The sequence below is a fragment of the Gemmatimonadota bacterium genome, from assembly GCA_041390125.1.
Lineage (GTDB): Bacteria > Gemmatimonadota > Gemmatimonadetes > Longimicrobiales > Gaopeijiaceae > JAGQIF01.
Map to the genome: position 1 here is coordinate 308,569 of JAWKQN010000002.1, position 20,471 is coordinate 329,039.

Annotated in this window: 18 protein-coding genes; 5 read left to right on the forward strand and 13 right to left on the reverse strand. The window is 71.2% G+C overall.

Going from position 1 to position 20,471, the window contains the following annotated elements; genetic code table 11:
- Positions 1-65: 65 nt before the first annotated feature.
- The 3 genes from R3E98_01185 to R3E98_01195 form a co-directional block, all read right to left on the reverse strand.
- Entirely contained in the window at positions 66-1,523 is a 1,458-nt protein-coding gene (locus R3E98_01185) for a DUF4139 domain-containing protein (protein MEZ4421995.1), read from the reverse strand.
- Between the two features lie 201 nt (positions 1,524-1,724).
- Entirely contained in the window at positions 1,725-2,633 is a 909-nt protein-coding gene (locus R3E98_01190) for a sulfite exporter TauE/SafE family protein (protein ID MEZ4421996.1), read from the reverse strand.
- Between the two features lie 19 nt (positions 2,634-2,652).
- Positions 2,653-3,087 (reverse strand): OsmC family protein, encoded by a 435-nt coding sequence (locus R3E98_01195; GenBank protein MEZ4421997.1) that lies wholly within the window; start codon positions 3,085-3,087, stop codon positions 2,653-2,655.
- A 235-nt stretch (positions 3,088-3,322) separates the two neighbouring features.
- Here R3E98_01195 and R3E98_01200 point away from each other — a divergent pair, with 235 nt between their 5' ends.
- Complete coding sequence (locus R3E98_01200) at positions 3,323-5,095, forward strand: SLC13 family permease (GenBank protein ID MEZ4421998.1); 1,773 nt, start codon at positions 3,323-3,325, stop codon at positions 5,093-5,095.
- 12 nt (positions 5,096-5,107) lie between these two features.
- Here R3E98_01200 and R3E98_01205 read toward each other — a convergent pair whose 3' ends face one another.
- Positions 5,108-5,545: a CBS domain-containing protein gene (locus tag R3E98_01205; GenBank protein ID MEZ4421999.1), complete on the reverse strand. Its 438-nt coding sequence runs from the start codon at positions 5,543-5,545 to the stop codon at positions 5,108-5,110.
- Positions 5,546-5,783: 238 nt separating this feature from the next.
- Here R3E98_01205 and R3E98_01210 point away from each other — a divergent pair, with 238 nt between their 5' ends.
- The 3 genes from R3E98_01210 to R3E98_01220 are packed head-to-tail and all read left to right on the forward strand — an operon-like array spanning position 5,784 to position 9,047.
- Positions 5,784-6,509 carry a DUF1080 domain-containing protein gene (locus R3E98_01210; protein MEZ4422000.1) on the forward strand — a complete coding sequence of 242 codons (726 nt, stop codon included), beginning with the start codon at positions 5,784-5,786 and terminating at the stop codon, positions 6,507-6,509.
- Positions 6,506-7,735 carry a nucleoside permease gene (locus tag R3E98_01215; GenBank protein ID MEZ4422001.1) on the forward strand — a complete coding sequence of 410 codons (1,230 nt, stop codon included), beginning with the start codon at positions 6,506-6,508 and terminating at the stop codon, positions 7,733-7,735. Before R3E98_01210 ends, R3E98_01215 begins: the two co-directional genes overlap by 4 nt.
- On the forward strand, positions 7,701-9,047 hold the full coding sequence (locus tag R3E98_01220; protein ID MEZ4422002.1) for a Gfo/Idh/MocA family oxidoreductase: 1,347 nt from the start codon (positions 7,701-7,703) through the stop codon (positions 9,045-9,047). Before R3E98_01215 ends, R3E98_01220 begins: the two co-directional genes overlap by 35 nt.
- 31 nt (positions 9,048-9,078) lie before the next feature.
- Here R3E98_01220 and R3E98_01225 read toward each other — a convergent pair whose 3' ends face one another.
- The 8 genes from R3E98_01225 to R3E98_01260 form a co-directional block, all read right to left on the reverse strand.
- Complete coding sequence (locus R3E98_01225; protein ID MEZ4422003.1) at positions 9,079-9,852, reverse strand: SGNH/GDSL hydrolase family protein; 774 nt, start codon at positions 9,850-9,852, stop codon at positions 9,079-9,081.
- 68 nt (positions 9,853-9,920) lie between these two features.
- Positions 9,921-11,165 carry a Gfo/Idh/MocA family oxidoreductase gene (locus tag R3E98_01230; GenBank protein MEZ4422004.1) on the reverse strand — a complete coding sequence of 415 codons (1,245 nt, stop codon included), beginning with the start codon at positions 11,163-11,165 and terminating at the stop codon, positions 9,921-9,923.
- Complete coding sequence (locus tag R3E98_01235; GenBank protein MEZ4422005.1) at positions 11,162-11,761, reverse strand: gluconate 2-dehydrogenase subunit 3 family protein; 600 nt, start codon at positions 11,759-11,761, stop codon at positions 11,162-11,164. The genes R3E98_01230 and R3E98_01235 overlap by 4 nt, the downstream gene beginning before the upstream one ends.
- A 43-nt stretch (positions 11,762-11,804) precedes the next feature.
- Positions 11,805-13,541: a GMC family oxidoreductase gene (locus R3E98_01240; protein ID MEZ4422006.1), complete on the reverse strand. Its 1,737-nt coding sequence runs from the start codon at positions 13,539-13,541 to the stop codon at positions 11,805-11,807.
- A gap of 1 nt (position 13,542) precedes the next feature.
- Positions 13,543-14,406, reverse strand: a complete 864-nt coding sequence (locus R3E98_01245; protein ID MEZ4422007.1) for a sugar phosphate isomerase/epimerase — start codon at positions 14,404-14,406, stop codon at positions 13,543-13,545.
- Positions 14,403-14,891, reverse strand: coding sequence for a hypothetical protein (locus R3E98_01250; GenBank protein MEZ4422008.1), 489 nt, complete (start codon positions 14,889-14,891; stop codon positions 14,403-14,405). The genes R3E98_01245 and R3E98_01250 overlap by 4 nt, the downstream gene beginning before the upstream one ends.
- Before the next feature lie 53 nt (positions 14,892-14,944).
- The gene (locus R3E98_01255) at positions 14,945-17,314 is read right to left on the reverse strand and encodes a choice-of-anchor B family protein (GenBank protein MEZ4422009.1); all 2,370 of its coding nucleotides are present in this window, start codon (positions 17,312-17,314) and stop codon (positions 14,945-14,947) included.
- Between the two features lie 25 nt (positions 17,315-17,339).
- Complete coding sequence (locus tag R3E98_01260; protein ID MEZ4422010.1) at positions 17,340-18,668, reverse strand: M24 family metallopeptidase; 1,329 nt, start codon at positions 18,666-18,668, stop codon at positions 17,340-17,342.
- Between the two features lie 172 nt (positions 18,669-18,840).
- On the opposite strand from R3E98_01260, the gene R3E98_01265 reads away from it, so the two are divergent.
- The gene (locus tag R3E98_01265; GenBank protein MEZ4422011.1) at positions 18,841-19,731 is read left to right on the forward strand and encodes a hypothetical protein; all 891 of its coding nucleotides are present in this window, start codon (positions 18,841-18,843) and stop codon (positions 19,729-19,731) included.
- Positions 19,732-19,785: 54 nt separating this feature from the next.
- Here R3E98_01265 and R3E98_01270 read toward each other — a convergent pair whose 3' ends face one another.
- Positions 19,786-20,463: a hypothetical protein gene (locus R3E98_01270; GenBank protein ID MEZ4422012.1), complete on the reverse strand. Its 678-nt coding sequence runs from the start codon at positions 20,461-20,463 to the stop codon at positions 19,786-19,788.
- Positions 20,464-20,471: the final 8 nt, after the last annotated feature.

The following is a 20,471-nucleotide window of genomic DNA, read 5'->3' on the forward strand; positions in this document are numbered from 1 at the left end:
GGCCTCCACGCGGCCGGCCCGACGGTCTCCCCAGGAAACGCGTGAGCGCACGCACCCGTGACGGGTCAGCACCAGCGCACGCGCACGCGGTAGGTCAGCTCCGTCTCGGCGTTCGCCGCCAGGTCCACACGGAAGCGGAACGTCCAGGCGTCCATCTCCTCGTGCGGGTGCGACGCCCGGAGCATCGTCCAGTCGCCGCCCACCGGCTCGACCACGGTGACGGTCTGCGGCTCGTCCTTGCGGTTGCGCAGCGACAGCGTCCATTCGCTCTCGGTCACACAGGATCCGAGGATGTCGAAGGCCGTCTGGCGTCGGTCGGCCACCACGTCGAAGGCCTCACCGATACGGATGCCCACGGTCTCGTTCCGCGGGGTGTGGTCGATCCGGTCCTCGCCCACGAACTGCTGCGCGCCGGAGCGATCCGCCTTGTAGACCCGCACCACGCCGCGCGGCAGCGGCATGCCCAGGCCCTCCCGCTCCCGGTTCTGGAAGCGCAGGAACACGCCGGCCTTCTGGTTCTGGCTCACGTCCCCGTACTGGCTCCGGAACAGCCAGGACTCGCCACGGAAGACCAGCTCCTTCTCCACCGCGAAGCCGCGACCCTCCAGGAGCACGACCTGCTTCTGCTCGTTGTTCTTGAGGTCCGTGGGGCGGTCCAGCGTGTACAGGTGGTACTCGAAGAGACCTTCCTCGGAGAAGGGTGCGGCCTGGGCGGCCTCCGCCATCACGGCGTCCCGGCGCATGCGGTCCTCCCAGCCCACGTTGTCCACGACACGCCGGACATCGCCGGCCACGAGCTTGAGACGCGCGCCATCGAACGTGGTCCCGCTCTGGTTGACCAGCGTCACCCAGCCGGTCAGGTCGCCGTGCGCATCGTTCTCGTCCAGCACCAGCACGTAGTCCGCCGACCAGTTGAGCCCGCCCGTCAGATACGAGACCTCCGTGGGCGCGGGCCCGGCCGGTGCCTCCACCTGCCACACGAGCGAGGGGCTGGCGATCAGGTCGCCCGGCACCTCCGAGAACGCGAAGCGGCCCGGCACGTCGAACGTGATCTCCCCGTCCACGCGCAGCACGGGACGTCCGTTGACCGCCAGAACCTCGGCCTCCACCGGGGACTCGGAGCCGTCGGGCAGGCGGCGATAGATCCGCACCGTGCGGCCCACGTACTTCTGCAGGAGCGTTTCGGGGCTGAGCAGGTCGTAGCGGTAGTTCTGCTCCAGCAGCCGGAAGGGCGTGCGTCCCAGCGGGCGCACGTGCACCGTCTGCGCCTGGATCTGCGAGGCCACGTCCGCATACTCGACCGGGGTGGTTCCCCCCGGGAGCGACAGCGTGCGCACCTCGCGCACCAAGCCGAAGTTCTGGTTGTAGACCGTGACGGTGACGCTCTCGCGGTCGTCCGCGCTGGAGCGCACGACGGGAGGGAGGGCGCTTCCGGCGGATGGAGCGGGCACCGGCGCGAAGGGCAGCAGGCCCAGCGCGGCGGTGGCCACCAGGGCGGGACGAACGGCGGGGAACGGCGTCATGGTCTACATCCCGGTCGGGGTGCCGAGAGGCCGACTCCGGCCTCCCTCACTGTCCAGGACGATCGAAGCCCGCATTCCTGCACACCGGGCTGCGAACGGGCCCGGGAGCGGCCCCGCGTGGACGATGGGGCGGCGGGCCCCGCGCGGGGGCGGACGAGGCGGCGGGCCCCCGCCCGGGAAGCCCGCTCGCCCCGCTCTCCGTCAGACCGTCGGCGCCGGGTCCGGCGTAGCCCGCGCGGCCCCTCGGGACTCGCGGGCTGCCGAGCGCAGCATCGCCTGCGCGGCGTACAGCACCACGATCACCACCAGCCAGCGCAGCAGGTTGAGCGGCAGCGACTTCACGATGAAGGCGGCGATCAACACCGCGGGCAGGCCCCCGAGCGTCAGCCCCACGGCCGCCGGCTTGTCGTAGCGATCCGCCTGGATGAAGCGCGTGGCCGCCACCGGCATCAGGAACGCGGAGGCTCCCATCATGATCGGGAACGCCACCCCGGGATTCATGCCCAGGAACGCGATCGTGATCATGCAGGGCGCGTAGATCCCGATCCCCAGCGTCATGAGCGCGCCGAAGACGAACATGGCCGCGCTCGCGATCAGCAGTCGCACCGGATCCAGACCGGTGGCCGCGCCCCCGAGCGGGAGCAACTCGAAGATGGAGAACAGGAAGGACACGGCTGCGATCAGCAGCGCCACCCCCATCCCGATCTGGATGCGACGTCGCGGCCAGCTCGCCACGACACCCGCGCCCAGCCATGCGCCCAGCACGGCGGCCGCGATCATGGCCACGAGCGTGGCGGTGCCCACCTCGATCAAGGCGATGAAGATGAATGCCTGGATGAACACGGGGGGCGTGTGGCCGACGTGCATGGTGCCGGGGATGCGCTCGTCCGCCACCACGTTCTTGAGCTTGTAGAGCGACGTGGTCGGCGCGAAGGAACCGATGCCCAGCGTATCGAAGAAGTTGGTCACGAACCCGATGGCGCTCTCCAGCCACGACGGCCGCGGGATGCCGCCCGAGCGCAACAGGGAGCGCACCCATCCCACACAGTAGGCCACGCCCACCACGGCCAGCGCCACGTAGATCAGCGCCCGCACGGTGGCCGGGCTCATCGGACACCTCCCGTCGCCGTCACGAGACCAGCCGCGCGTCCAGCTCGATCTCCGCGTTCAGCACACGCGAGACCGGGCACCCCGCCTTGGCCTTCGCGGCGAGCTCCTGGAACTGGTCCTCGCTGACGCCGGGCACCCGTCCCTGGAGCTCCAGGCGGATCTTCTGGATGGTCCAACCCGCGTCCTCCTTCTCCATCGTCAGGACGGCCTGGACGTCCAACGACTCCGGCGGGGTGCCGGCGCCGGACAGCTGGAAGCTGAGCGCCATCGCGAAGCAGCCGGCGTGCGCGGCGGCGATGAGCTCCTCGGGGTTGGTCCCGAGCGTCCCGTCCTCGTTCTGGAAGCGCAGCTTCGCGGAGTACGGCTGTCCGTCGAACACGCCGCTCTGGGTGGCCAGCGTTCCGGATCCTTCGAGTCCCGTCCCCTTCCACACGGCGCGGGCGGTCCGTTTCATGGCGATGCTCCTGGTCGGTCTGGACGTCGGTGGGAGGGGCCAGGGTAGCCCGACGGAGGGGCTGCGGAAAGGCCGCCACCACACGGGCGGCCCGGGCGCAGCCGTGCGGTCCCGGCAGCCCCGCGGGGACCCGCCCGGGCCTTCCTTCCCGGTCTGCCGCCGGCACGCGCCTTGCGCCCGGACGGCGCTCGTCCTACCCGGAGAGGAAACCCCAGCGGGATTTCGCCCCACCTCCATGCCCTGGCACGCCTGGTTCACCCTCGCGGTCGTCCTCGTCACCGTCGTCGTGCTGGCCCGCGACCTCGTCGCTCCGGCCACCACCATGATGGGGGGCGCGGTGTTCCTGCTGCTGGCGGGCGTGCTGACCCCCGTGGAGGCGTTCGCCGGCTTCGGCAACCCGGCGCCCATCACCGTCGCTGCCCTGTACATCCTGGCCCGGGCGGTCGAGAAGACGGGCCTGCTGAACCCGCTGGTCTACGGACTGCTGGGACGGCGCTCGCAGCCCGGCCGCTGGACCTTGCTCCGTCTCCTGATCCCCGCCGCCCTGGCGTCGGCCTTCCTCAACAACACGCCGATCATCGCCATGCTGATCCCGGTGGTGCTCTCCTGGTCGGAGCGCCGCGGGCAGTCGCCCTCGCTTTACCTCATGCCCCTGTCGTTCGCGGTGGTGCTCGGCGGGGTGGTGACCACCATCGGCACATCCACGAATCTCGTGGTGAGCGGGCTGCTGGAAGCGGAGGGGATGGAGCCGTTCCGCCTGTTCGAGCTCACGCCCATCGGGTTGCCCGTCCTCGCGAGTGGGCTCGCGGTGCTGGTGCTGGCCGCGCCGATCCTGCTGCGCCAGCGCGCGCCCGTCCGCGGCCACCTGGAGCAGAGCCTGCGCGAGTTCGTCGTCTTCATGGACGTCGACGGCGAGGGGCCGCTCGTGGGACGCACCATCGAGGAAGCGGGGCTCCGGAATCTCGAAGGCGTCTTCCTGGCGCACATCGAACGGGATGAGGAAGTGCTGGCTCCGGTGCCGCCCACGATGGCCCTGCACGCCGGCGACCGACTCTGCTTCGCAGGACGCGTGGACCTGATCGTGGACCTGCAGTCCCAGAAGGGGCTGCGCTCCAGCGAGCAGCACCAGATGGTGCACTACGACACGGCGCGCCACGCGTTCTTCGAGGCCGTGATCGGGCCCGCGTCGCCCCTGGTGAACCGGACGGTCAAGGAGGTCGAGTTCCGCTCGCGCTACCAGGCGGCCGTCGTGGCCATCCACCGCTCCGGAGAGCACGTGCACTCCAAGCCCGGGGACGTGCGGCTGCGGGTGGGTGACACGCTGCTGCTGCTGGCCGATCCCGACTTCCGCGCGCGCTGGCGGGACCGCAACGACTTCCTGCTGGTCGCGCCGATGCGCGGCACGCCACCGGGTGTGACACGGAAAGCCTGGATCGTGGCCGCCACCGCGATCGGGATCGTGTTCGCAGGCGGGCTCGGGCTGCTGCCCATCCTGCAGGCGGCGCTGGCCGGCGTGGCCGTGCTCCTGTTCGCGGGTGTGCTCACGGCCGTCGAGGCGCGCGATTCGGTGGACCTGGACGTGGTCCTGCTGATCGCCGCGTCCTTCGCGTACGGGCTGGCGATCGAGAAGACGGGCCTGGCCGCCGTGGTGGCGCACGGCATCGAGACCCTGACCGGTCCGTTGGGCCCGCAGGCGGTGCTGTTCGGGATCGTCGTCGGCACAGTTGTGCTCACGGAGCTGGTCACCAACAACGCGGCCGCCGCCTTGATGTTCCCTGTGGGGCTGGCCGCGGCCCACGAGCTCGGTCTCGATCCCCGTGCGTTCGCCGTGGCCGTCGCGGTGGCGGCCTCCTGCTCGTTCCTGACGCCGATCGGCTACCAGACCAACACCATGGTCTACGGCCCCGGCGGATACCGCTTCGGGGACTACTTCCGCCTGGGCTTCCCGCTCACGATCGTGATGATCACCGCGATCGTGATCGGGGTGCCCATCCTCTGGGGCTGGTAGGGCGCGGGCGGCTCAGCCGCCCAGGCCTGCCAGGCGGTCGCGCAGCACTCCGGTCTCGGTCTCCAGTTCGTCCAGGCGGGCTTTGACCACATCCCCGATGCTGACGAGACCCACGAGACGATCCTGCTCCAGCACGGGGATGTGCCGGGCCCGGAAGCGCGTCATCGTGCGCATCACGTCGGTGAGGCGATCACCGGGTCCGCAGGTCTTGAGCGCCGTCTGCATGACCTCCTCCACCCGCGTCTTGAGCAGATCCGGCCCGAGCCGGACCAGGTCGCGCGCCAGGTCCCGTTCGGCGTAGAGCCCCTCCACGCGGTGACCGTCCGGCGAGACCACGAGCGCGCCGACGTTGTGCAGCTTCATGAGCTCCGCCGCGGCACCCACGGTCATCCCCGGCTGCACCGTGTGGACGTTGCGGCCTTTCTGCTCCAGGATCGCCCGGACTTCCATCTCCCTCTCTCCTTTGGCACGGCGGCAATGTCGGCAGGTCACCCGACCCCGCAGCACCGACGGTGCGCTACGACCTGCCCGGTTCTACACCAGGACCGGAGCCCGGGTGCGTGAGGCCGCGGAGGCGCCGCGCCTCGTGCGACCCCGGTCGGGGACCGCGCGCCTCCAGGCGCCTGGTACGGCGTGGCGGCGCGCCCCGGGGCTCCGTATTGTGCGGGACACCCTGCAGGAGACCGCCATGCGCCCCACCCCGACCCTGTGCCTCCTGGTGGCTGGCAGCCTGCTCGGCGCGCCCGGCTGTGGGGGCGCCGCCCAGGACACCGCTGCCTCGACGCGCCCCATGACCAATCAGCTGACCGCCGACGAGGAGGCCGCCGGCTGGCGTCTCCTGTTCAACGGCCGCGACGTGACCGGCTGGCGCGGCTTCCACGGCGCGGACGCCGGGTGGTCCGTGGTGGAGGGTGAGCTCACGCGCACGGACGGCGGCGCCGACCTCATCACCGAGGAGCAGTTCGAGAACTTCGAGCTGACCCTGGAGTGGAAGGTGGGTCCGGCCGGCAACAGCGGGATCTTGTACCGCATCGACGAGAGCGCAGAGGAGACCTACCACTCGGCTCCCGAGATGCAGGTGCTGGACGACGCCGGACACCAGGACGGTCTGTCGCGGCTGACCGCGGCCGGCGCCAACTATGCGCTGCACCCCGCCCCGGAAGGCGTGGTGCGACCCGCCGGCGAGTGGAACCAGGTGCGCCTGATCGTGGAAGGCGCCCATGTCCAGCAGTGGCTGAACGGCCGCAAGGTGGTCGAGTACGAGCTCTGGACACCCGAGTGGGAAGCGCTCGTGCAGGGGAGCAAGTTCGCGCAGTGGCCGGAGTACGGCCGCGCGCGCAGCGGCCACATCGGGCTGCAGGACCACGGCGACCGCGTCTCCTACCGAAACATCAAGCTGCTGGAACTCCCGTGAGCGTCCGCCTGCGCCTGCAGGTCATGATGTTCCTCCAGTACTTCGTGTGGGGTTCCTGGGCGGTGACACTGAGCACCTACCTCGGTCAGACCCTCTCGTTCGAGGGGACCGAGATCGGGCTGGTGTACGGCTCGACGGCCATCGCGGCCATGGTCTCGCCGTTCTTCGTGGGCATGGTGGCGGATCGCTTCTTCGCCACCGAACGCATCCTGGCGGCGTTGCACCTGGGTGGGGGCGCGCTCATGCTGCTGGCCGCGGCGCAGACCGATTTTGCGCGCTTCTATCCGGCGATGATCGCGTACTCGCTGCTCTACATGCCGACGCTCGCGCTGACCAACTCCATCTCCTTCCACAACGTCGCCGATCCCGCCAAGGACTTCCCCACCATCCGGGTGTTGGGCACGCTGGGCTGGATCGCGGCGGGGCTGCTCATCGGCTGGCTCGCGGTCGAGCCGACCGTGATCCCGCTGCGCCTGGCGGCCGGCGCCTCCTTCGTGCTCGGCCTGTATTGCCTCACCCTGCCCCACACGCCTCCGCAGCCGGCCGAGGGGCCGGTGCGCGCGCGCGACGTGCTCGGGCTGGACGCCCTGGCCCTGATGAAGGACCGCTCCTTCGCCACCTTCGTGGTCGCGTCGTTCCTGCTGGTCATCCCGCTCCAGTTCTACTACGGCTTCACCAATCTCTTCCTGAACGAGCTGGGCATGACGGCCGCGGCGGCCAAGATGACCCTCGGTCAGATGTCGGAGATCGCGTTCCTGGTGGCGCTGCCCTGGTTCCTGACGCGCTGGGGAGTGAAGCGCATCCTGGTGGTGGGGATGGCCGCCTGGTCGTTGCGCTACCTGTTCTTCGCCAGCGGCGACCTCGGATCCGGCGCCTGGATGCTCTATGCGGGCATCCTGTTGCATGGCGTCTGCTACGACTTCTTCTTCGTGACCGGTCAGATCTACGTGGACCAGCGCGCGGGCCCGCACATCCGGGCCGCTGCCCAGGGCTTCATCGCGTTCGTCACGCTGGGCGTAGGCTGGTTCATCGGGTCCTGGGTGGCCGGGGTGGTCGTGGACGCGTTCCCCGCCGCTGGCGTCGCCGGCACACCCGGTCACCACTGGGATCTCATCTGGCGGATCCCCGCCGCGGGCGCCGCCCTCGTGCTCGTGCTGTTCCTCCTCTTCTTCCGTTCCCGGAGCGCCCTCGATGGAGCCACGCAGCCCTCTCCCGTCACGACGTGAGTTCCTGGGCGACGTCGGCCTGGCCGGCGCCGCGTTCACCATTGTGCCCGGGCACGTCCTGGGCGGACGGGGCCGTACCGCACCCAGCGACACGCTGAACGTCGCCTGCATCGGCGTCGGCGGCATGGGCGCCTCCGACGTGCGCGGGATGCGCGGCGAGAACATCTACGCGCTGTGCGACGTGGACACGAAGAGCGCGCGCGAGAGCGTGCAGGCCTTCCCCGGCGCAAAGTTCTATCGGGACTTCCGCGAGATGCTGGACCGCGAAGCGGGCTCCATCGACGCGGTCACGGTCAGCACCCCGGATCACACCCACGCGGTGGCCGCCATCGCCGCCCTGCGCGCGGGCAAGCCCGTGTATTGCCAGAAACCACTGGCGCGCACCATCGGCGAGGTCCGCGCGATGGCCGACGCCGCCCGTCAGGCCGGTGTCCCGACCGTGATGGGCAATCAGGGCCACGCCGGCGAGGGCATCCGGCTCATCCGTGAGTGGGTGGACGCCGGCCTGATCGGCACCGTGCGCGAGGTCCACTTCTGGACCAATCGGCCGATCTGGCCGCAGGCCATCGAGCGCCCCACGGAGATGCACCACGTACCGGCCCATCTCGATTGGGACCTGTGGCTGGGGCCCGCAGCGGATCGGCCCTACCACCCGGCGTACGCACCCTTCCGCTGGCGCGGGTGGTGGGACTTCGGCACAGGTGCGTTCGGGGACATGGCCTGCCACATCATGGATGCGGCGTACTGGACGCTGGGCCTGCGCTACCCCGCGCGCGTGGACGTGGAGAGCACGGCCGTCTTCGACGAGACCGGACCACGCGCCTCCCGTGTGGACTTCGCCTTCCCGGCGCGTGAGGGACGTCCCGCGGTCACGCTCGTGTGGCGGGACGGCGGGCTGCTCCCGCCCGCCCCGCCCGAGGTCGCGGAGCGCAGTGCCTGGCCGCCCGCGGAGGACGGGGGCCAGCTCTGGATCGGCAGCGAAGGCAAGCTGATCGCGGGGACGTACGGACAGGAGCCGCGCTTGCTGGATCCAGCCCGGCGAGCGCAGGTGGAGGCCGAGCCCCTGCCGCAGCGCTTCCCCCGCCTGGAGAGCGTGTATGCGGAGTTCGCCGCCGCCGTGAAGGGCGGGCCGGAGCCCGGCTCCAACTTCCCGGGGTACGCGGCGCCGTTCACGGAGATGATCCTGCTCGGCAACCTCGCCGTGCGGATGGGACGCTCGCTGGAGGTGGAGCCGGAGACGGGCCGGATCACCAACGTGGAGGTGCCGCGCGCCTGGGTGCAGCCCGACTACCGGGCCGGCTGGCGGATCTAGCGGTCGCGACTCCGCCGCCCGCCGTGCGCGCCTACGGCCAGGCGGCGTTGGCCTCGCGTGCGGCCTCGAGCAGCAGCGGCCCCACGCCGACCGGGATCGGCGCGCCGCTGAAGTCCGGGTCGAGCGTGCCGCCGACGATGCGGTCGGCGATGGTGAGGGCGGCCAGCCAGGTGCCCAGCACGCTCGGGTGGAAGCCGTCGAAGTCGTACAACGCCAGCTGCGGGTTCCGGCGCCAGGCCGCCCGCCAGGCGTCCCCGGCCGGGAACAGCACGCCGTCCGCGCTGTCGGCGGCCATGGCGTACGATTCGGCCACGCCGTCGAAGTCGAAGCTGCGAACGCGGGACGGCCACACCATGTAGAGCGCCGGCCGGGCGCCCACCGCAGTGGCTTCCAGACCGAAGCGGTGCGCGTACTCCAGCAGGGAGGGACGTCCCTCGGTCGCGGACGGTCCCTGCTGCATCACCACCCAGTCCCACCCACCCCGCGCGATGGCGGCCGAGGCGGTGCCCTCCCGCCAATGGTCCTCCAGCCCGTAGTTGGGGAGCGCCACCTGCTGCGCGACCACCGTCCCGCCGGTGGCGTCCGCCAGGAGTGCCTCCACGATCTCCGGCAGCCCGTTCGCGTACGTCAGGCTGTTCCCGATGAACAGGAGCGCGAGGTCGGCGTCGGGCTCGGGCGCCGACGGCACCTCCGTGGCTCCGCAGGCCAGAAGGGCCGCGGCGAGCACGGTCGCGGCGAGCCACGGAGCGCGCAGCCAGGAGGGACGCCGGATCGGCGTGCGTGCGGGGCGTGGGACGTTGGACATGACGTCCACGGTGTACGCCCCCACGCGCAGAGGCTTTCGCGGGAGGCCGCAGCGCTACGGCCCCCGGCTCAGCGCGGCTGCCAGTCCCCTTCGGCGACCGCCGGCACGAACCGGTCCAGTCCGCGGGGCGGGTACTCCAGCGTGCGGCCGCGCTCCGCGCTCATGTACGCGGCCATCAGGATGCGCACCACGTCCAACCCGTCGGCGAACGTGAGACGCGGCGTCTCCTTCCCCAGGAAGGCTCGCACGAAGTGGCGGTCCTCCGCCTCGTAGCCGTAGGCCCAGGCCTCGCCTGCCACGACCGGCATCAGTCCCGTCTCCGCGTTCTGCTTCTCCACGAGGTCCTCGCCGGCCTTGCCCTGCACCTCCCGGCTGAAGAACAGCGTGAGGCCGGAGCTGAGCGTGTTCCACGCCAGCGAGTATTCGGGTCCCAGCAGCTCGGCCGACAGGCGCAGGCCCGCCCCCACGAAGCTCCAGGACGTGCTGGCCTCGCCGATGACCGTGTGTCCATCGTCGGTCTCGAACTCGACGAGCAGGCTCGCGAAGTCCTCGGCGGGCTGGCGGGTGTAGTCCACACCCTTGCCCATGGTCCGCGCGAGGCGCTTCGCATACTCCGGGCGCGTCCATTTGAGGCTGGCGATGTGTCCCGTGACGCGGGCGGGGCGTACGGTGGAGAGGGGCTCTCCCGGACGGGTGAGCAGATGGCGCACGACGAGCGCCGAGTGGCACATCATGTCGTTGAGGACGCCGCCGCCCTGCAGGTCCCCGCGCCAGAACCACGGCATGTGCGGACCGCTGTGCTCCTCCGCCGCGCGCGCCAGATACGGACGGCCCGTCAACGAAGCGCCGCGCTTCCACAGCAGCTCCCGCCCGTGCTCGACCTGCGGCGCGAAGACCTGGTTCTCGAGATAGCCGGTCTGCAGCCCGACGCGGTCCACGAGCGCGCACACGCGCTTGGCCTCGGCGACGTTGCGGGCGAGTGGCTTCTCGCACGCCAGACCGACCAGCGTGCCACGCCCGCGCTCGATGGTGTCGACGATCTCCTCCACGTTCTCGATGCGTGCGTGGTTGGGACCGCAGAGCCAGAGCGCATGGATGGCCGGATCTTCCACCATGGCGGCGATGGACCCGTACGCTTTGGCCGGCCCCACGTCGAGCGTGCGTGCCAGGGCTGCGGCGGAGGCCGCGTTCTTCGCGTTGGGGCTCCACACCCCGCGTACGTCGGCATCGCGTACGGTGGTGAACGCCTGCATGTGGAAACGGGCGTTGAAGCCACTGCCCACGAAGCCGATGCCGAGCCTGCCGTCGCTCATGGTTCCAGTCCGATCTTGCGCAGTTGCTCCGGTGGACACCCCGTCCACTGGGGAATCATCACGTTGCCCATGTACTGGAGGTCCTCGACGCCCGTGCGGCTGGACCAGAAGCCGCTGGCGGTGAGGTCGCGGAGGCGATTGAAGAACCGCACGCCCTCGGCGTCGGCCGCCGCGGCCCGCGCCGGCCAGGCGATGCGGTCCAGCACCGCGGAGCGCACGTCCTCGAAAGACCCGCGGAAGGTGCGGCCCCCGTTTCGCTGCGCCTGGGCGTCCAGCCAGGCCAGGCCCTCGCGCACCTGGGTGCGCGCGCTCTCGTCCGTCCCCTCCGCCAGCACGAAGTCGATGAACGGCGGCACCCCCGCTTCGGTGGCGCTGCCCGAGCGTTCGTCGGCGGGGAGGATCATGTCCACCAGGACCTGCAGCGTGGCCCACTCGTCGGGTTGGAAGAAACGCGGACGGTAGGCCTGCCCGCTCTGGCGCAGTCCGGCCAGGTGCGACCAGGCGGCGTGCAGCTCCTCCGGCCGGAGGGGCAGCACACCGGCGGCGGCCGCGGCGGTCAGGACACCGAGCGCTTCGCGGCGTGTGGGGTGGGTCATGGAGCCTCCGTCGAAGAAGAGCCGTCCCCGGCCGACCGCGCCGTCACACCTCCCTCCGGGAGCGCAGCTCCAGGAGGTGCTCGGACGCGCGCCACGACAGCGCCAGGATGGTCCAGGTGGGGTTCTTGTCCGCCTGCGAGACGAACGGACCGCCGTCCACCACGAAGAGGTTGGGGACGTCGTGCGCGCGCCCGAACCCGTCGACCACGGACGCACCGGGATCGGTCCCCATGCGCGTCACACCCAGCTCGTGGATGATGCGGCCTCCGGCCGCGATGCCGTATCCGTTCTCGGCGGACGGCATGTCGCCGAACGGCGTGCCCCCCATCTCCGTGATGAGCGCACGGAACGTCTCCTGCATGTGCCGCACCTGGCGGTACTCGTGGTCGCTCCACCGGAAGTGGAAGCGCAACACCGGGATGCCCCACTGGTCCACGACGTCGGGATCGATCTCGCAGTAGGTGTCGGCGTTGGGGATCATCTCCCCGCGGCCGCTGAAGCCCACCACGGCACCGTAGTAGCGGCGGTAGTCGTCCTTGAGCGCCTGTCCCCACCCTCCGCCGTTGGGATACCGCTGGATCCCACCCATGAAGCCGGCGCTCGGCTGACCGCGGCCGCCCCAGATCTCGATATGGTAGCCGCGCGGGAAGTCCAGCCGACGGTTGTCCAACCACCAGGGCATGTAGAGGTGGGCGCCCCCCACACCGTCCTCGTTGTGGGGGATCCCGTCCATCAAGGCCGGGACAAAGCCCGCGACGTCCGTGCCGGTGGTGTCGGTCAGGTAGCGGCCCACCACGCCGCTGGAGTTCGCAAGTCCGTCGGGAAAGCGGGTGGACGCCGAGTTGAGCAGGATGCGCGCGGACTCGCACGCGCTGGCCGCCAGGAGCACCACGCGTGCACCGACGCGCCGCTCCTGGCCCGTCTCCTTGTCGATGTAGATCACGCCGTTGGCCCAACCCCGAGCATCCGTCGTCACCTCCCGCACCATCGCGCCCGTGCGCAGCTCCAGGCGACCGGACTCCACGGCCGGATGGATGAGCACGTTGGTGGAGGTGAAGTTGGAGTTGGTCACACACCCGCGGTTGCACTGGCCGCAGTAGTGGCAGGGCGCCCGCCCCTCCACCGGACGGGTCAGGATGGAGAGCCGTGACGGAATGCAGGGGATGTCCATGCGCTGCGACGCGCGCTGGACGACCTTCTCCCAGCAGCGCGGCTCGGGGGGCGGCAGGAAGAGCCCGTCCGGTTGATTGTGGATCCCTTCGTTGCTTCCGAACACGCCGATGGTGCGGTCCACCCGGTCGTACCAGGGCGCCAGGTCCTCGTACGTGATGGGCCAGTCATCGCCCAGCCCATCCAATGAACGGCGCCGGAAATCGTCTGGACCGAAGCGCAGCGAGATCCGACCCCAGTGGTTGGTGCGGCCCCCCACCATACGCAGGCGGAACCAGTCGAAGCTCGTGCCCTCCGCCCGTGTGTACGGCTCGCCCGGCAGGGACCAACCGCCCAGGCCGGCGTCGAACTCGCCGAAGTGCCGCTCCGGCGTGCTCGCTCCGCGCCACGCGGTCTCGTAGGGCCACGTGAACATGGCCGAGTCCGTACGGTTGTCCCAAGGCGCTCCCGCCTCGAGCATGAGCACGTCCACGCCCGCGTCCGTCAGCACCTTGGCGGCCATCCCACCTCCGGCTCCGGAGCCGACGATGACGACGTCGCGCACCTCCTGTCGGGGACGCACGAAGGGCGCCAGGGTCGCAAGGGCTTCGCGGCGTCCGGGTCGGTTCATCTCAGTACTCGAGCGTGGAGAGGTGACGGAAGCTGGCTTCGATGGAGGGGAACGGATCCTCGCCGGGCTGGTCGTGCTCCACGAACCAGTGCCGCGTGCCCGCAGTGTCTGCATGGGCGAAGATCCCGGCGAAATCCAGGCGACCGGCGCCGACATCCACCATGCGTCCGCTGCGATCGCGATCCTTCACGTGCAGCAAGGGAAAGCGTCCCGGCCACCGTGTCATGGTCCGTACCGCGTCTCCGCCGCCCTCCGCCATCCAGTAGAGATCCATCTCCAGGTCGACCAGGGTGGCGTCGGTGGACTCCAGCAGCAGATCGTAGGGGATCCGTCCTTCGAGGGGGTGCAGCTCGACGTCGTGGTTGTGGTAGGCGAGGCGCAGGCCCGCGGCCCGGGCCGCCACGCCGAGCTCGTTGAGCTCGTCCGCCGTACGGCGCCACGCATCGAGCGTGGCGCGATCGGCTTCGGCCAACGACGGAACCACGACCCACTGATTCCCGAGCGTGACCGCGTCGGAGAACACGCGGTCCCGGTCGGCGCGCAACGCGTCCAGGCCCACGTGGCAGGACGGCGCCGCGAGCCCGAGCGCGTCCAGCGTCGACCGCAACCAGGCGGGCGAACGATCGAACCAGCCCGCGAACTCGACCTCGCGGTAGCCGATCTCGGCGACGCGAGCCAGCGTCGCCTCGACGTCCACGCGCATGGCCGAACGCACCGTATAGAGCTGCAGACCGATGCGCTCGATGCGCCGGCGGGCCGTCCCCGCCGATCCGGACGCCGTTCCGCCCCCACACGCCACCAGACCTGCGGTCAGCGCCAGACCGACCTGCTCGAAGAACGCGCGGCGATCGGGCCCCGGGGTCACGTCACCTCGCCCAGGAGCCGTTCCAACCGCGTGCGCAGCTGGTACATCTGCGGGGTCCCCAGGCGCCGGCCCACGGCACCCGCGGCGTGGATGCCGAAGATCACCGCCAAGCCGGCGGGCACGGCCCAGAGCGCGGTGGCCGGCTCACCCGAGACCCACTGCGCGTACGCCCACGAACCCCCCAGCACCACCGCGAAGGCGGCCGCGAAGTAGACGAACATGAAGAAGGTCCACACCTCGGGATGAGGTGCATACCGTCCGTAGAGCGTCGCACCCTCCGCGGCGTCCTCCACCTGGATGGACAGGTGGGGTGACCACAGTCGCCGCTCCTCGTCCGCCACGCGCAGATCGATGCAGCGGCCCGCGGCCGCCGAGCAGCGGGGGAGGTCCTCCTCGTTCAGGCGGCGACGCATGCGCTCGAGCGCCGCGTCGGCAGGAAGCGACAGCGGCAGTTCGAAGGTGGGTCGGAGTCGGATCTCGGCCATGGCGTCCTCCTGGCGGATCGTCCGCCTTCAGCGTGCGCCGTCCCGGGCGGCGGTCAGGGGATCAACGGGCGTCCGCGCGGGCGCAGCAGGAACAGCCCCTCGTTCATGCTCGAGACCAGCACGGTGCCGCTCTCGAAGAAGGGATAGGCGGTCCAGGCCCCGACGAAGCCCGGCGGATTGCCTTCGTACGGCGTGGTGTCGAACCAGCCGATCTCCTGGGGCCGCTCGGGATCGGTCAGGTCGAAGACGCGGAAGCCGGCCTGGTAGTTGGCCTGGTACATCCGGTCGCCCTTCACGTAGAGGTTGTGGTCGGTGGAGCCGTCGGGCCCGTCCACGGTGGCCACCAGGATGGGATCGTCGAGCTCGGCCACGTCCCAGACGTACGTGCGGGTGCGCGGCACCGTGCCCACGAGCTCGTCCAGCTCGTCGTTCATGTAGAAGTAGCGCTGATCGTCCGACAACCAGCCCTGGTGCACGTACGCCCGACCCGGGTAGGTGGCCACGCCGATCGGGACGGGCTGGGCCTTGTCGGTGACGTCCACGATGCGGATGGCCGTCTCGTTGGAGGCGAAGCAGATCTGACGACCCCGGTGTTGCTCGTCCGGCCCTGCATAGACGACGCACTGCGCGTCGTGCGTGCGTCCCTGCCAGATCAGGCCTTCCGTGTCCGTGAAGCATCCGGCGAAGGTGGGCGCCTTGGGATCCCGGATGTCCACCATGTGGAGGCCGCCGCCGCACGTCTGCCCCCCGCCGCTGGCGCCGACCGGGAAGGCGAATCCGCTTCCCGTGTCGATGACCAGGTTGTGCGCGCTGGCGATGCCCCGGTACACCGTGTCGGGCGCGAGATCGGCGCCGGGCGAAGCGAGGGTCCGCAGGCGCGTCAGGTCGAAGACGACCAGGCCGTGTTCGCCCGCTCCGTCGCCCGTGAAGAACAGGTGGTCGCGATACACCTTGAGATCGCGCGCGCCGCTGGGATTGGCGCGGACCAGGCCCAGGAAGCGCGGCGCGGCGGCGTCCGTCACGTCGACGATGGCCGCCCCGGCCGTGCGGCCCACGAGCGCGTATTCGCGGCCGGTGGCGGGATCGGTCCAGCCCCACAGGTCGCTCACCCGCTCGCCGGGCGCGGAGCCCAGGTCCGCGAGCGACACGAACGAGAGGAGATCCACGTTGTCGCACCCGAACCCTGCGGCCTCGCCCTCCTCGCAGCGGATCTCGCCCTGGTCGGCCGAGCGGAGGCGGGCCATGGGCTCCACCCAGCGCACGCTGCGCCAGCCCTCCCCGCTCCGGGACAGGAGCGCGGCGCGTCCCCGACCGCCGTCGGCGCCCGGCGCGCCGACCACGCCCTGGTCGGCTTCCAGGTCGAGCGCGGTGCCGGCGAGGAACCCGGGCTCCACCCCCTCGAGCGAGAGCGGTCCGGCCGCGGTGAAGCCGCCTCCCTCCCGGCGGTAGCGCTCCACCCCACCGGCGCGGCCTTCGCGCTGCGGCGCGCCCACCCACAGCTCTCCGTCCGACAGCGCGAGCGCAGCCCCGAAGCTGTCCCCGCCCTCGCCGCCCTCCAGCCGCTGCACCTCCGTCCACCCGCCGCTCGCGTCGCGCGCGAAGGCCAGGACCGCGCCCCGCGAGCCGTCGAATCCGGGGGCGCCCGCGACCAGCACGTCGTCTCCGATCGCGAGCGCCTCGCCGAGGCGGCTGCCCGGCGGAAGGTCCACCGCTCCCAGGCGCGCAACCTCGCTCCATGCCCCCGCGTCGTCGCGCTCGAAGACGAAGACCGCACCCGTCCCCCCGAGCCCGGGAGCGCCCACGTACGCGCGCGCACCGTCGAGGCGGAGCGCACTTCCGAAGCGCACGTCGGCGCCGGCCGGGGCCGGCAGCACCGCGGCCGGCCGCCACTCGCCTTGCGCCCGCTCCAGGACGCGCACGTCCACGGCACCCGGGCCCCCGACCACGGCCGCCAGCGCCCGCGCGCCGTCCAGCGCCACGATCCGAGCCGGCGGCTCCAGGATGCGCAGGATTCCCGCAAAGTCGAGCGTCCCCGCGGCGGCCGCGTCGCGCCGGGCGGCGTCCAGGGGCAGGCTGCCCTGATCGCTCCACGTGCCACCGTCCTCGCGTCCGAAGAGGTGTCCCGCGAGGCGCGTCCCGGGATCGCCGCTCCCCACCAGCACGCGCGCTCCGTCCGCGGCCACGGACGGGCTCACGCCCTCTCCGGTCTCCGCGCTCCGGCCCACGACCAGACGCGCCCGCTCGGTCCCGTCGGATGCGAACACGTACAGCATCGCCGGTCCGCGTCCCACCACGGGCTTGGTGACCACCACGTCCCCGGCGGCAATGGCCACGCTGCGCCCGAACTGATCCTGGCCCGCGACGGGCGCCGCGAGCGCGACCAGCATCGTCGCGGAACCGAGACAGCGCAGCGGCAACGTCATGGGACCTCCTCGTCCAGCGCGGGCGTCAGCGGATCAGATAGAAGGTGGACTGGCGTCCGTCGAGCCACTGCCAGCCGTCGTCGAGCAGGGCCGCGTCCTCCTCGAGGGCGAAGCGCACCTCCTGCCCGCCCCACTCGGGAACGGGGTGCCGGACGTTCAGCTCGATCGAGTGCCACGTGTTCGGGCGGAAGACGTAGTCGCCGCGCACCGGCACCCCGTCCTGATAGTCGGTCATTCCGATCGGAGGCCCGGCTGCGTGGCCGTGGTAGCCGATCGGATGGCAATAGATGGACGGCGTCAGACCTTCCCGCTTCGCCTGGGCCAGCGCGTCGGCGAGCGCCTCGTTGCCCGTGCGGCCCACCTTCGCATGCATCATCGTCAGGTCCTGCAGCCGGTTGGCGGCGGCCAGACCGGCCTTGAGGCCGGCCGGTGCGTCGTCCTCCCCCGCGCGCAGCACGTAGGCGTGGTGCTGCGTGTCGGTGGAGTAGCCGAGCGCGATCAGGCCGAAGTCCGTGTGCAGCAGGTCTCCGCGCTCGATCACCACACCGTGCGGACCCGCATCCGGCGTGCCGCCCGCGCGCTGCACGCTGACCGAAGGATGGAACCAGGCGCCGAGCCCCAGCTCCGCGACGCGCTGGCGCATCCACCAGGCCACGTCCTGGTTGGTGGTCACACCCGGGACGATCACGGCGTTCGAGAACGCCTCCGCGATCACCTGGTGCGCGAGCCGTTGGGCATAGCGGTAGTGCTCCGTCTCGGAGGGCAGCTTGGTCTCCAGCCATCCCACGGCGAGCATCTCGGCGCTGACCAACCGGTCGGCGAACGGCCCCAACGCCTCCACGATGCGCTGATGCTCATTCTGTGTGAGGCCGTCGGCGTGGTTCCAGGCGTTCGAGACGTTGATGCCGATCCGGCGCGGCTGACGCTCCTCCACCAGTCGGCGCAGGCCGACGTACTGCGAGTCGTTGTGCGTCCGGTACAGCTCGAAGAGCCCCTCGTAGTCGAAGCGACCGATCGAGAGGGCCTGCACACCCTCGACACCACCCCGGTCGTGGAAGGCCAACACGGTCCGGCGGCGCGACGAGTACGTGGTGAGCGGTGCCATGGACCGGAAGACCGGATCGTCGTTGTACTCCCGGGAGACGATCAGCCAGAGGTCGATGCCTTCGCGCCGCATGAGCTCGGGCAGCACGGTCCGGAAGCGCTCCTGGATCCGGGCATGGATGATGGGCGCCTCCTCCCGGTGCGTGAGCACGCGGGTGCTCGGCGCGGCCGGCTCCGGACGCGGCAGCTGGGCGGCGGCGGGCGCGGCCCCGGCGAGCGTGAGCGAGGCGGCCAGCAGGATCCGACGCATGGGGACTCCGGAACGGGGATCGGACGGGTTCGGGCGGGGAACCTCTCCTCGGGTCCCAAGAGGAGAGCCGGGCCGCCCCACCGCAAGCCCCGGAGGGGTGTCGCAGCGGCGCCGCGCGCCTGCACGGCCCCGAGCCCCTATCTTGAGGGGTCTCGAAGACCGGAAGGACGCCATGACGCCACGTGCTGCACTCCTGTTCACCGCGGGGCTGCTCGCGGCACCCCCGCTGGCCGCCCAGGCCGACAAGGCGGTCGAAGCCGAGTACGAGCGGGTCGCCCAGATCGCGGACGCCGATTCGGCGGGCACCGCCGAACGGGTGGCCGCCGCGCGGCTCGCGCGCTACCTGCGCCGCTTCGACGACGCCCGCTACTACCTGGCCCGTGCCGAGCGGATGGCGCGCAGCGGCGGCGACCGGAACCAGGTGCTCAGCGAGAACCTCTGGCTCCACCTGGCCACCGGAGCCGGGATCGGCGTGGTCCAGCAGGTGTTCGCCGAGGAGCACGCCGAGCACCCCATGCCGCCGACCGTGGTCGCGGGGTGGCTCAACGCCTTTCCGGAGCTGCTGGTCGGCGGCGCCTGGGATACGCTCGTCACACGGCTCCGCTCGGATGCCGAGGACGAGGCGTATCGCTGTGCCTGCTACGCCCAGCGCGCCTGGATGCATCGGGCGGCAGGGCGACCCGACCTGGCTCGCATCTACTGGGACTCCTTGGCCGCCACCCGGCGGGAGGTTCCGGACGGTCTCACGGCGTTCGAAGAGGCGGAATGGCGGGCCCGCGTCGCGCGCGACCTGGCGCGCGCCGGCCGCGTGGACGAAGCCCGCAACGAGCTCGCGCGTGCCGACGCAATCGAGGTGACCGATCTCGAGCGCATCCAGGTGATCCGGCGACGGGCCCAGGCCTGGGCGGAGCTGGGCGAGGTGGATCGCGCCGTCGCCGACCTGGCCTACCTGCTCTCGGTACCGTCGGAGGTCACCCGGGCGTCCCTGCGCACGCGCCTGACCTGGGCGCCGATCCGGGACGATCCGCGCTTCCAGGCCCTGCAGAAGGAGCCCGCGGGATAGCTGCACGCGCAGTCGGCAGGCGCGATCAGGGCGCGTGCGGACACGCGCGCGCCTTCAGGCGTCGGGAGCGCCGTCCCGGTCCCGATCCTCGAAGGCCTCGATCGAGGCCTCGATGTTGTCTTCGATGATCCGCTCGTTCGGATGGCCCTTCAGGCCCGAGCGTGGATCCAACAGGGTGGGCCCGTCCCAGAACCACCGCCGTGCGTCGACGCGCAGGGTGACGACCGTCTCGGGCGCGTCGGTCTGGATCTGGAGAGGTGGGACGAGGTCCGCCTCCTGGCGGCCATTCAGGTCCTGCACGAAGACGAACCAGGTGCCTTCGAACTCCCCCTCCGCACGGACGGACACACCGCGGAACGCGGGATGCTCCGCCAGGAACGCGATGTCCTGCGGGCTGTCGTCGTCGGGCTTGTGGAGATCGAAGTCGACTTCGTCGTACACGCCGGGAGGCACGTCGAGCGCCAGCAAGGAGGAGGACTCGCGGTCGAGCGGCAGGTCCAGCAACAACGGGCCCACCACGTAGGCGCGGCAGGCGCCCGGGGCGCCGCCGGACGCTGCACATCCGCTCTGGTACCGCCGCTTCAACTCCAGCGACCGCACCACGAGCTGGACGCGGGTGAGGCGGAGCGTGCGCACCCCGTCCGTCTGGACGATGTCGGCGCTCGCCACCCCGGCCTGCGTCCAACCGGATGACAGGGACACGGTGACGCGCGGCGTGTACGCCACGCCCACGGGCGGGG